The sequence below is a fragment of the Weissella sp. DD23 genome, assembly GCF_001579105.1.
In the GTDB taxonomy this organism is placed as follows: domain Bacteria; phylum Bacillota; class Bacilli; order Lactobacillales; family Lactobacillaceae; genus Weissella; species Weissella cibaria.
This window is the reverse complement of sequence record NZ_KQ970393.1, coordinates 240,542-252,867: the sequence shown is the minus strand read 5'-3', so window position 1 is coordinate 252,867 and position 12,326 is coordinate 240,542. Positions and strand designations below refer to the sequence as shown.

13 protein-coding genes are annotated in these 12,326 nt (G+C 43.6%); 9 read left to right on the top strand and 4 right to left on the bottom strand.

Annotated elements, in window-relative coordinates:
• Nucleotides 1-9: 9 nt before the first annotated feature.
• Nucleotides 10-1,068 (bottom strand): PTS sugar transporter subunit IIC, encoded by a 1,059-nt coding sequence (locus WEIDD23_RS07260; protein WP_010371164.1) that lies wholly within the window; start codon nt 1,066-1,068, stop codon nt 10-12.
• A 126-nt stretch (nt 1,069-1,194) separates the two neighbouring features.
• Entirely contained in the window at nt 1,195-1,878 is a 684-nt protein-coding gene (locus WEIDD23_RS07255) for a DUF6198 family protein (protein WP_010371161.1), read from the bottom strand.
• A 143-nt stretch (nt 1,879-2,021) separates the two neighbouring features.
• Between WEIDD23_RS07255 and WEIDD23_RS07250 the strand changes: the two genes are divergently transcribed.
• The 3 genes from WEIDD23_RS07250 to WEIDD23_RS07240 all read left to right on the top strand — a co-directional run bounded on the left by WEIDD23_RS07250 (nt 2,022) and on the right by WEIDD23_RS07240 (nt 5,587).
• Nucleotides 2,022-2,363 carry a DUF805 domain-containing protein gene (locus WEIDD23_RS07250; RefSeq protein WP_010371159.1) on the top strand — a complete coding sequence of 114 codons (342 nt, stop codon included), beginning with the start codon at nt 2,022-2,024 and terminating at the stop codon, nt 2,361-2,363.
• Nucleotides 2,364-2,520: 157 nt separating this feature from the next.
• The gene (locus WEIDD23_RS07245) at nt 2,521-3,828 is read left to right on the top strand and encodes an NCS2 family permease (protein ID WP_010371156.1); all 1,308 of its coding nucleotides are present in this window, start codon (nt 2,521-2,523) and stop codon (nt 3,826-3,828) included.
• A 241-nt stretch (nt 3,829-4,069) separates the two neighbouring features.
• Nucleotides 4,070-5,587 carry a helix-turn-helix domain-containing protein gene (locus WEIDD23_RS07240; protein WP_223822983.1) on the top strand — a complete coding sequence of 506 codons (1,518 nt, stop codon included), beginning with the start codon at nt 4,070-4,072 and terminating at the stop codon, nt 5,585-5,587.
• A gap of 619 nt (nt 5,588-6,206) precedes the next feature.
• Here WEIDD23_RS07240 and WEIDD23_RS07235 read toward each other — a convergent pair.
• Nucleotides 6,207-6,899 carry a triose-phosphate isomerase gene (locus WEIDD23_RS07235; protein ID WP_224158830.1) on the bottom strand — a complete coding sequence of 231 codons (693 nt, stop codon included), beginning with the start codon at nt 6,897-6,899 and terminating at the stop codon, nt 6,207-6,209.
• Between the two features lie 170 nt (nt 6,900-7,069).
• Between WEIDD23_RS07235 and WEIDD23_RS07230 the strand changes: the two genes are divergently transcribed.
• From WEIDD23_RS07230 to WEIDD23_RS07210, 5 genes are all read left to right on the top strand, one after another.
• The gene (locus tag WEIDD23_RS07230; RefSeq protein WP_010371146.1) at nt 7,070-7,666 is read left to right on the top strand and encodes a TVP38/TMEM64 family protein; all 597 of its coding nucleotides are present in this window, start codon (nt 7,070-7,072) and stop codon (nt 7,664-7,666) included.
• A 251-nt stretch (nt 7,667-7,917) separates the two neighbouring features.
• Nucleotides 7,918-8,100, top strand: a complete 183-nt coding sequence (locus tag WEIDD23_RS07225; RefSeq protein WP_010371143.1) for a hypothetical protein — start codon at nt 7,918-7,920, stop codon at nt 8,098-8,100.
• Nucleotides 8,093-9,190, top strand: coding sequence for an SLC13 family permease (locus WEIDD23_RS07220; RefSeq protein ID WP_010371141.1), 1,098 nt, complete (start codon nt 8,093-8,095; stop codon nt 9,188-9,190). The genes WEIDD23_RS07225 and WEIDD23_RS07220 overlap by 8 nt, the downstream gene beginning before the upstream one ends.
• A gap of 93 nt (nt 9,191-9,283) precedes the next feature.
• Nucleotides 9,284-9,745, top strand: coding sequence for a MarR family winged helix-turn-helix transcriptional regulator (locus WEIDD23_RS07215; protein WP_010371139.1), 462 nt, complete (start codon nt 9,284-9,286; stop codon nt 9,743-9,745).
• 147 nt (nt 9,746-9,892) lie between these two features.
• On the top strand, nt 9,893-11,296 hold the full coding sequence (locus tag WEIDD23_RS07210) for an MDR family MFS transporter (protein ID WP_010371136.1): 1,404 nt from the start codon (nt 9,893-9,895) through the stop codon (nt 11,294-11,296).
• Nucleotides 11,297-11,347: 51 nt separating this feature from the next.
• Here the strand turns inward: WEIDD23_RS07210 and WEIDD23_RS07205 are convergent, their stop codons facing one another.
• The gene (locus tag WEIDD23_RS07205; protein WP_010371133.1) at nt 11,348-11,851 is read right to left on the bottom strand and encodes a YbhB/YbcL family Raf kinase inhibitor-like protein; all 504 of its coding nucleotides are present in this window, start codon (nt 11,849-11,851) and stop codon (nt 11,348-11,350) included.
• Between the two features lie 272 nt (nt 11,852-12,123).
• On the opposite strand from WEIDD23_RS07205, the gene WEIDD23_RS13590 reads away from it, so the two are divergent.
• The coding region (locus WEIDD23_RS13590) for a hypothetical protein (protein ID WP_197458836.1) at nt 12,124-12,326 on the top strand (203 nt) is incomplete at its 3' end.

Sequence of the window (12,326 nt, the reverse complement as noted above, 5' to 3'; positions counted from 1 at the left end):
GATGCTGCGTTAGAGTGGAATTTTTAAATCGGTTGCTGGCGTAATCAGGTGTGTTTTTTTAACAAAAACGACCGTCATTAGCCAGGCGGTCAATACGGGCGCTGCCACGTAGGCTAAGCTAATGCGCCAAATTAAGCCGTCATGACCGGAAACTTGCCAAGCAGTTAGTGGTCCGATCAAACCAGAAGCCCCGAAACCAGCGGAGAAGGGCGTACCTTGGATGTCTGCCAAGGTTGCCACACCACCAGTAATGCCGGCAGCTAGGATGACCGGAACGAATAGTAATGGCTTCTTTAAGAGATTGGCCATTTGGATTTTGGGTGAGCCAATCACATGGGCGATGGTGCCGCCAATTGGATTAACTGTAGCGCTCATCCAAGCGAGCGTTAATGCACCAGCAACAATCCCCGCATTAGCGGCGCCAGCCCCGACGCCGGCAAGATTGATTGCTGTGGCAATGCCAACCGATGATAAAGGTGACACGATCAAGGCCGCGAAAGCCATTCCTAAGATGATGCCCATGGGGAGGGGTGAAAAATGTGTCGCACTGGCAACTAGTGACCCGATAAACCCTTGAATCGTTAGCATCCAAGGTAGGGTGACGAGGCCGATACTCCCGCCGACTAAGAGCACAATGGTGGGCAAGAAAATTAATTTCAATTGGCCCAGTTTATCTTGGAGCAACAGGACTAAGCCAGCTGACAGATAGGTCACCAACATGACGTTTAGAATTGCACCGGAACCAGCTAGGGTATAGAGACCGTTGCTATTGCTATGAACCACGCCACCGGAAACGATGCTGGCTAACGCAATCGCAGCGGATTCTAGGGTGCCAAGTCGTAAGAAGGCGCCAACGGCAAAGGCCGCGATAATGGGCAACATGCTTTGGGCAACGTTGGTCATCATTGTAACGGTTGTCACCCACGGATGTTGACCGAAGAAAGTCAGTAGTTGACTGGTTAAAGCCGCGGGAATCAGCGCGATAATGATACCTAGGCTATTCCCGTTTAAGACGTTTAATGTGAAATCTTGTAAGCTGTATGTGTTTAGTCGAAATCGTTGCGTCATATTTTTTCTCCATAGCTGATGGGTCAGAAAAACCGACAACTTGTCGTCAAACAAATCGTCGGTTTGATTTGTTGATACTAATCATAAGGCCAAATGCTATAGTGTCAACGATTATTTGTAAGTGAATCACTGGTTAGCCAATGATAGTTTGTGATCGAGATGCCCGATGACGCGCTGGTCAGCGATAGAAATAACAAGGCCTTGGAAGAAAAATGAAACCAGGGTTCCAATGTTTACGGCAACGATGCTACCGGTAATTGCCCACATGGCAAAAGAAATTACCATGGGAATGGCGAAATTTACGATTTGCGCAATTCCTGCGTTTCCGTTAAAGAACATGAACCGAGTTAGATTTGTTAGATCATCGAGGGGATGCAAAATAAATTGCAAACGCTGGGTGATTGACACGCCACACCCAACGAAAATAATGGCAATGATGTCGATAATTAGCCGCCATAGCATTGGGAGTTGTCCAACCCCGTGCGCTGTAAAGAATGATGAAACCAGACCAATAATGACACTGAAGGCCAAGAGAAAGGTGAGGTTACCAAGTACACGAGGCCAATCAATAGATTTTAGGAGTAGGCAACTCAAAATAGCCGCGATAAAACCATAAGAGAATAAAAATAAGCTGATTGACCAACCTGTGGCGTTTGATAGATTAGCTGCGGAAGCGGTCCAGGGCGCTGAACCCATGTTTGTGGCCACAGTTAAACCGTTGCCGACCGCATTAAATAGTAACCCGACGATAAAAAAGCGGGCAGTTTCCCAGCTTGTTAAAGGACGCTTTTGTCCATTTTCGTTATACATAGTCATAACCCTCTAATATCATTGTAGCAAGATGCCACATACAAATATATGCTAATGAGGACTTTTCAGTACCTGATTTCTGCCACGCAATGTTACAATAACGTTACATTGTTTGAGGGTAAATAATTGGGAGGATTTTTATCATGACATCATATAAGGAATTTTGGCAGAATTACGTTAATTTTTCAGGGCGTTCAACCCGAGCAGATTATTGGATTCCAACGATTATTAACGCCATCATTATTGGTGTGCTGAGCGCGATTGCTGGGGTTGGCGCCCAAAACAATCAGTGGCTGACGTCACCAATCGGGATTATCGTGGTGCTATTTGGTTTGGCAATTATCTTGCCAGATTTGGCATTGATTGTGCGACGAGTTCGCGATACTGGGGTGAAGCATCTGGTTATTTGGGCAATCTTGGCCATCATCTTTAATATTGTTGGTTTTATCTTTGCGTTGATTCCAACGGACCAATTCAAAAATTAAATGTTCGGAAAAATCGAGATAATGTTCGTGTTTAGAGGTCGTTTATGGCCTCTTTTTTATTAATGTTAATGAAACCTTTGTATTGAACCGTTTAACGTGCGATAATAGTTAAGTTGTTTTTTAGGAAAAATTGCATATGAAAAAGGAGTTATGCTTCATGATTGAACGCTACTTCAAGTTGTCTGAGTTAGGGACATCGTTACGGACGGAATTTGTGGCCGGCCTAACGACATTTGTCTCGATGGCCTACATCTTGTTCGTTAACCCATCTGTTTTGGGTGCGGCGGGGATGGATAAAGGGGCTGTCTTCACGGCAACTGGATTGATTGCGGCGATTGCAACGATCTTTATGGGCGCAGTTGCACGCTATCCTTTCGCCATTGCACCTGGTTTGGGTGTGAACGCCTTCTTTGCTTACAGTGTGGTAATCGGAATGGGCGTTAGATGGCAAACGGCATTGGCTGGTGTGTTTGTGGCTGGTGTTATTTTCTGGATTTTGACGGTACTCCGAATTCGCGAAACCATCATTAATGCCATTCCGGCAGATTTGAAGGCGGCGATTGCTGGTGGAATTGGTCTGTTCATCGCGATGATTGGTTTGGTTGATGGTGGGATTATTTCTGCTAACAAGTCAACAATCATTGGTTGGGGGGACTGGAGTAATCCGCAAGTAATGTTGACGATTTTTGGTGTCTTGGTCAGTTTTGCTTTGTTTGCACGTAAGATTCCTGGCGCAATTTTCATTGGAATTGCTATCACGTCAGTGGCAGGTTTGTTAACGGGCTTGATTCATGCCCCATCAGCATTGGTAGCTGGTGTGCCAAGCTTGAAGCCAACGTTTGGTCAAGCAATCTTTGGCTTGCAGGATGTCTTTACGTTCCAAATGGTGCCGGTTATTCTAACGTTCTTGTTGGTTGCATTTTTTGATACAGCCGGTTCATTGGTTGGAATTGCCCGCTCAGGTGGATTCTTGGTGAACAACGAATTGCCACGTGCTGGTAAGGCGTTGATGGCTGATTCAATTGGTATGTTGGGTGGTGCCTTGCTTGGTACATCACCAACAACCGCTTTCGTTGAATCGTCAACGGGAATCGCAGTTGGTGGACGCAGTGGTTTGACGTCAGTCTTTACCGGGATTTTCTTCCTGTTGGCGTTGTTCTTCTCACCATTGCTAGTCGTGGTGACATCACACGTGACAGCACCAGCGTTGATCGTCGTTGGTGTGTTGATGGCTGCTAACCTTGCAGCTGTTAACTGGGAAGATTTCCCTATTGCAGCATCAGCCTTCTTGACGGTGATTGGGATGCCATTGGCTTACTCAATTTCTGATGGAATCGCCATTGGCTTTATTGTTTACCCATTCTTGATGTTGGTAACTGGCCGTGGTAAGAAGGTTCACCCAATCATGTATGCCCTTGCGGTAATATTCATTGGGTTCGTTTACGTCTTACAAACAAATCATTAATAAGGTTTCACGTGAAACAAAGATAGCCTTCATCGCATATTGCGATGAGGGCTTTTCTTTGCAATTTTACATCGGTCCCACGGTATAATTTTGTTATTGGCCGATATAATGGACACTTGTGGCCTTCCTGTTACGACAACGTGATTTTTTGGGAAATCAGTTATATGATGGTAATGAGAATTGAGTATGAGACAGTGGGGAGTCTCAGTAGTGAGAAAGTGAGTGTTGGAACATGCAGTGGATGATTGAGAAAAAAGACCGCCAAAAAGTTGCACTGTTAGAATATTTGATGCAACGACCGGAGTTACGGTTATCGATTAAGATGGTCCAAGAGGCGTTTGATTGGTCAAAATATATCGCGTTAACGACGATTCGTGACTTAGTGGCGGATTTGGCAACTTTTTATCCGGATCTTGAGCCGTTCGTGACATTGTCTGACGATGAAAAGACGCTGATATTAAACCGTGAACGCAATTATGATGCTACGATGTTCCGCCTTAATTATTTGCGGGAGTCAATTCCATGGCTATTAATGAAAGAATTGTTTGATGAAACAATGCATTCATATGATGATTTTGCGGTGCGTAATCTCACGACTGTATCGACAACGCGTAATGCAAAACTTGAACTAGACGATTATTTCGCAGGGCATGGTGTTGAGATTACACCTGACTATACGTTGGCTGGTAATGAATCGGAAGTCCGAGCAATGTATTTCCGTATTTTTCAACTTTACTTTGCAGACCGCGCGTTTCCGTTTGAAAACAGTGATGAGCAACTGATTAATCGTATCTTGGATGAGGTGACTCGTTATATTAAACCTGATGATGAGCGTTTACGTGAGACCAAGCGCATTGCGATTCGATTTACCATTGCGATTTGGTTAGGACGTTTGCAACACGGCCATGTGATTTCGAATGATGATGTAGATGCGTTTTTGTTGCCTAATGACCAACTAAACGAACGTACGCGTCAATTGACGGCTTACGTTGAACAATTAGTGATGCAGCTTTTCCCGACGTTGACGGCAGAAGACGCCCATCGTGAGGGACGGTATGTTGTTATGGGCTTCTTCAGCATTGGTGTCGGCGTTGAAATGAATCGGCGTGAAAACATGACGCCACTATTTATGAACATGCTGGCAGCGTTTATTCAAATCGTTGATACGCATTACAACAAATTATTCAATGCGCACTTAACCGCGCTTGAGCAAGATGCTTTTTTTGAAGTGTTCTTTGAATTAATGGTGGCGGCGGTAACAAGCCCAACACCGGATGAAGGTCGTAATCGTGTGCGTTTGGATGCAGCGTATGAGCAGTTCCCACTAATGGCAGAATTGGCGTTGGCTGTTATTGATGATGTTGCAGAACGGCGTCATCTTGATATTACGTTAGCCCGTGGCGCGTTCTTTGAAGTGTTGTATACAGGCTTTGCATCGATTTTTGATATGCATCAGGTATTCCCAAAGATTAAGGTTGCGTTGGATATCAACTATCAAATCGGCTTGGAGTCGATTTTGACGGATATGATTTTAGGTATGCGAGCGATGAATATTGAAATATCAGAATACATAGATGATGATACGGATATTTTGATTTCAGATATTAATAATTCAAACATTCCGGCTGAAAACACCTTTATTTGGACGTCAATGCCCACATCATTAGAATTTGAGCAGTTACGACGTCGTATGAATGTCGTGAAGGCTGATAAGTTTGAAAAGATGCACGGTATTAAATTAAGATACGAAGCGCGATAGCTAAAAATTAGAAAATAAAATGCGGTGCGACTAGGTTGTCGTACCGCATTTTTCGTCTACTTTAACGAATAAAAGTGGCGGCTAGTTCAGTACTGCGCATGAGTAAATGATTATAAAATGGCGTGATGTTAAAACGTTTAACCGTTATGAAAGGCGTCGGTTAGCATTTGTTTGTTTTTAAAAAAGGGTAAAAAAATTGCATGCACGAAAAGTAACTAACGCTTATGATAATAAATGTAATAGAAATAATACGTGCAAGAGAAAGAGAAGCGGCGTGGTTGTCTGACGACGGGAAAACGTTAAACACAAGCGCGTTTCACTTTATAGGGAACAAAAAATGACTTGGGGTGTTTTTGATAACCATGGTTATCATCTGGGGTAACATACTCAAGGCAGGTGTTTGACGATTTGCGGTCGTTATCTGCGATAGACGATTATGCTGAATCATTAGGGATTCTTTCACTGATCATTTCATTACTTAAGTTTTGTTCTGGACGTGTTAATCCAAACAAGGAGGTAGAGACCAAGTTTGGATTATGGACATCAGACAATTCTTTCTCACTCAATACTCTCTCTAAAAATAAAAACAGGATGCTGCGGCATCCTGTTTTTATTTTTTTCATCGACTTAAGTTGTTAAGGACATTCAAAACGGGTTGGAACGAAGCGAGTGTGTGGTAACGATCACCAATCAGAACGCCATCATAGCCAATCGCGTTGGCAATTGGTGAACCAACTTCGTCCATGTGACCACCCAAAATTAATTGGTAATCAATGGCTGGGTAATGCGTCGTCATGAACTCGCGAATTTTATTGTGAACGTCGCGAATTTCATCAATTGAGTATAGTGCACGCCCCATTTCGGTTGATGCAAGTGATTCATAAGCAATAATGATTGGCTTGGTAATTGGTTGATCCTTCAACAAGATATCAAGCTCTTCAGTCACCAATTCTAAATTACTGTATTGGCCAACTGAAATAATTGGCTTGATATCATTTTCCAACGCATTTTCCAGACGCTTACGCACGATTAGCAGACCTTCGTTCAAAGACTTACGACGCTCTAAGTGACCGATGAAACTGGTTGAAATGTTAAGGTGGTGGAGAACGCTAGGCGAGATTTCGCCGACCGTGCGTTCTTTAATGGTCAAGTTTTGACTGATGATTTCAAAATTCTCAAAATCATTGGGTACAGGCAAAGTTGGTGAAATTTTCAGATCGACTTGGACATCAGCATGACTCAAATCGTCAAGAAATTGCAACTGTTCTTCAAAGTCAACTAAGTTTTTAAAATTTAGGACGGCTAACATCATTTATTCCCCCATTAAGCTTCATTTCATATAGTAATTAATAGCTTTGTGAGCAGTATACCGCATATTTCAAATTAAATAATGTGAAAACATCTTGTGAGTAGCGAATGCTTTAGTAAATTCGTGAAAAATGCGCCAAAACATGGTTTAATTTAAGTCTGGGGGAATCAGAAATGAAATTGTATCATGTCAAACTGATTTTAAAAGGCGTCTCAATTTTGGGGATATTACTAACGATATGGGCGGTATTCAAACTTTATCAAATGGGGGCTTTCAGCGATTCGAAAGTCTTGATTGATTTGTTAAAGGGATACGGCATTTGGGCGCCATTAATCTTTATCTTAATTCAAATTATTCAAGTCGTTATTCCGATTTTACCAGGTGGCGTTTCGCTGGCCGCTGGGGTGGTGATGTTTGGCCCGTGGTGGGGGTTCTTGTACAACTATATTGGGATTGTGCTCGGATCACTCGCGTTATTCTGGCTTGGACGACGTTTTGGTCATCGGATTATTGATGTTTTTGTTAGTGAACAGACCTTGCAAAAATATATGCATAAATTAGATTCGAAAGGTTGGCATATCACTTTCGCGTTATTGATTTTTTCACCAATTGCGCCAGACGATACGCTAGTTTTATTAACAAGTTTAACGAAGATGACGTGGCGAGAATTTACCTTGATTATTGTGTTAGGTAAGCCATTATCAATTTTTGCGTATAGCTTAGCCATGCTCTATGGTGCGGATTGGTTGATGCGACTAATTGGCAATTAAGAGTAGTAAAACGATTTAAATTGTAAAGAATGTTACGCTAAAACCCTGAACGTTTCAGCCTATTAAAGGTTGTTACGTTCGTTCGTATAGGTACGAAGGCTTAATTAAATAAGAACTTGTACGAGTTTAAACTATTACCCCCGTAAAACGGTTGTTTTACGGGGGTTTATGTTACATTTCAATGTTTGCTAAATGGTTAAAATTTCTTGATAATAGATAAGTTGAGTTTTTTACTTGGAGGAGATTGTGTCATGACACATCACGAACATGCAGATAGTCAACTAACGACAGGACGCATGGCAGTTGCACTCGTTCCAGCGATGATTCTTTCCGCTGGTCTGACGTCATTAATGGCTGCAAAAGCTTATGAAATTATTCGACTAGCAAACGCTAATGGGCGGGTTTTAGAGGAAGAGAGCCGCAAGCATGATTAATCGTATCTTTACGTACTTGAAAGGGGACGTGATGTTTACGGCTAGTCTGGTGCTAGCGGTTGTCACGTCATTCTTTAACACACCTGATTTTGGGGCTGTTAATTGGCACACCATTTTCAGTTTGGCAACGATGATGATTTGGGTTGGATTGTTGGAACGGGCGGGCGTTTTGCACGCTGTGTCAGTTTGGCTAGTTAGTCGTAGCCACCATGCCCGCACGTTGATGACTAGTGTGACATTCTTGTCGTTCTTCGGGGCGATGATTTTGTCAAACGACATTGCGATTCTAACATTGATGCCAATTTATCTGCGTTTGGCCAAGGATTTATCAGCAAGATTGAAAGTCATTGGATCAACATTGATTATCATGGCAGCTAACTCAGGTGCCATTCTATTCCCATTTGGAAAGTCACAGAATTTGTACATGTATGGGTTCTACCACGTTTCCGTGGGTGAATTCTTCAAGTGGTCGGCTAGTTTGACGGTCGTGTCATTGATTTTGATGTTTATCATCACACGGTTTGTCCGTGCCACGCCATTGGATATCAATTTGCGCCCAGCGAATAAGGTTGATAATGGTCGATTGGTTTTCTTGGGCATTACGGGGTTGATTTTGGTTGCAACTATCTTTGGTTGGACGCCCTTCAACGTTGTTATTCCACTTATCCTGATTGCCTTTCTGATTTACCGTCATGATATGTTGAAGTTGGTCGACTATGGCCTACTTGCAACGTTCTTATTCTTCTTTATTGCCACAAATAACTTGGCACATATTGAAGCAGTCCGTAACTTGATTGGCACATTGTTTAACACGAAGAGTCACGTACTGTTTGGTACATTCTTCTTGAGTCAATTTATCTCAAACGTGCCATCAACGATTTTGATTTCAACATTTACTGATCATGCGCGTGAATTGTTCATCGGTTCTAATATCGGTGGATTGGGAACGGTTGTTGCGTCAATGGCCAACTTGATTGGTTATCGCGTCTTCCGTCAAATCGAACCAGATTCATCAGCAACGTTTATGAAGTTGTTCATGGTTGTTAACTTCGTCATGGCCGCCATCTTGTTGGTCATCTTCGGGTTGTAATAAAAAAAATTGAAACTGCTCATTGCATGATTGCGATGAGCAGTTTTTGTTTAGACGGAAACAATTTTGTATAATGGGAGTGAGGTAATCGGGATGACAAATCGAGAAGAGTTATTTATGACGGCCTATATGGACGTTGTTGAAAAATTTATGCAATTGAATCGGCGTGCGGTAACGACGCAGTTTCAAGATTATAAACATGCTGAGGTGGAAACCGTGGCGTTGGTTGGACAATTGGATCAGCCGAATGTAACGGAATTAGCGGAAGCGACGGGGATGACGCGTGGCGGCGTGACAAAATTGATGAACAAGTTAGTTGAGAAGGACTTGGTGGTAGCGTTTCAAAAGCCAGCTAATAAGAAAGAACGCTATTTTCGCCTAACGGAATCCGGTGAGGAACTTAACCGGCGTCACGAAGCCTTGCACAATGATATTTATGCGCGGGATGAAGCCATTTTTGCAACGCTTTCTGACGCTGAATTAAACCAAATGCTGGCCTTTGCGCAGACGCTAATAGACCACTTTGACGACCGATTACAACAAGATAAGGATTAAGAGTCACGGTTCTAATGAGGACCGTGACTTATTTTTTTATGTTCTTTTTGTTGACAAGGAAACAAAAAGGTGTAAACTTGTATTTTGTTGACGAGGAAACAAAATTAAGTCAACGACTTAAGAACTAATTATAATGAGGTTTTATACATGACAAATTCAACAGAACTCCCCCGCACGGCTGTCCGGATGGCGTGGGTCCTAGTACTTGGTGCAATGGCACCAATGCTTGATTCAACAATGGTTAATATTGCAGTGAATCAACTCGGTCAAAGTCTACATACGACGCTAGATATGGTGCAATGGACGGTGACTGGATTTATCTTGGCCATGGGCGCCGCAGTTCCTTTTTCAAGTTGGTTACTTGATCGTTTTTCAGGTAAGTCAGTTTATTTCTGGGCCGAAATTGTCTTTGGCTTAGCGTCTTTGTTAGCCGGTAGTGCCTGGTCAATTTCGGCCCTGATTGGCATTCGGCTGGTCCAAGGTTTTGCGGCTGGGCTATTAATGCCGGTCATGTTCACGCTGCTTGTCGATATCTTCGGTGGCGATAAAATGGGCCGTGTGATGTCAATTGTGGGGTTGCCGATGACACTGGGACCGATGGCCGGGCCAATCATTGGTGGTTTGATTGTCCAGTATGTGTCATGGCGTTGGATGTTCTTCATCAATGTGCCCATTGTATTGCTTGCGGCCTGGGCGTTGCATAAGTTGGTACCGGTGATTGCACCTAAGAATCCAGCAGCTAAGTTCGACGGTGTCGGCGTCACGCTATTAATCGCGGCATCGTCAACGATTGTGTACGGCATTGTGCAAGCCAGTGAAGCTGGTACGTTTATGAACAGTACAACGATGGGACTGGTTGGAATCGGCTTACTCTTGGCAGGTGCTTATGTTGTTTATGCGCTACGTAGGCCAAATACCGCAGTGATGCCACTTCGCTTATTCAAGCACCGCAATTTCACAGGCGCGATGATTGCTAATGTTTTGGTAGGTTTCATTACGAGTGGCCCAATGATTTTGCTACCACTGTATTTCCAAGACGTTCGTGGTGAAAGTGTTGTCCTGGCAGCTGTTGCGTTGATTCCACAGAGCATTGGGATGCTCGTTTCACGTGGAACAATCGGTCGCTTGATCGACACGTTAGGTGCCCGCTGGGTGGTATTAATTGGTGTCACAATATCAGTGGCTAGCACATTGCCGTTCGTCTATTTCACGGCCCATTCAGCTTATTGGTTAATCGCTGTCGTGGTATTTGTACGCGGTATCGGTGGTGCTGCTGTTAAATCAGCCATCCAAGCTGATGCTTACGTTGGCATTGACCGTGCTGATTCATCACAAGCATCACTGGGATCTAAGCTGTTTGAGCAAGTTGGTTCGGCCTTTGGTTCAGCTGTTTTAGCAACGGTGATTGCGAGTTATGTAACGGCACATCACGTGACCCAAACGACGCAACTGGTTGGTGCTTATCACGAAGGCTTCCTCTATGCGACTATCTTTGCACTATTGATTATTTTGCCAGCGATGATGCTAACGAATCGCGTGGCAAAGCATTAAAAACAGCCCCAAATCTGATGAATGCAGATTTGGGGCTGTTAGTTTTGGAATTTATTCGCTTCTGGCTGGCAGTTCGAGAGACGCTTCAGCTAGTACGTGACCAACTAGATTTTTGCGGAGCTCGTTATAGAAAAAGCCAGGTTGTAAGTCGAATGTTGTATCCACGGCATAGACCGTCAATGTGTAATCGTGCGTCTGGTCAGGAGGCATAGGGCCAACATATGACTGCGTGATTTCAGGATTACCATCTTTCTTCACACTGTACATTGAATTTGTACCTGGTACGTACGTGATGTCGGCGTTTGCTAAATCTTCTGGCACATCGCTAATCGGAAGGTTCGCAGCAACCCAATGAATCCATGGGAAACCACCAACTGGAATGGCGTCATAATCGATAACAGCAACTGCTAGTGATTGGGCACCGGCAGGAATATCGGTAATCGCAATTGGAAAGTTAACGACTGGCATGTCTTCTTTACGATATTCAGCGGGTGCAAACTTAGCATACTTATCTGGCAACAGACCGTTGTCATCAAAGGAAACAGAGATGTTCATACTCATTGTCCTCCAGAGTCTTTTGATGTAAGTGTAGCACACGAATTGTTAATTGCGGGTTGACGCCGATTATATTTTCAATTAAGCTAAAGTCACATATTAATACGATAACCTATCAAGAGTTCGGTGAGTGATACCACACGATGACCCGACAGCAACCTACAGCGATGCAAGGTGCTCCACTGGTAACGGATAGGTGCTAATGATAACGGCACCTACTGGTTTTGGGTGTCGTTTTTTTATGCAAATTTTTATTGGACGGTATCGAAAAGATGCAAGTTAATGGTGATGTACGTGAAGTTACGACGGTGAAGTTGATGATGGCGATTGACCAGATGGGGACAGGCAAGCATGGGCTATATGGCAACGTTAGCCGAAGTCGTTGGGTGAATGAGCTATGGGAACGTGCCCACCGTGGTGACCAATTGGCTGGTCATTATGTGGCGACACACGGGCGGACATTTGACCGGTTTGA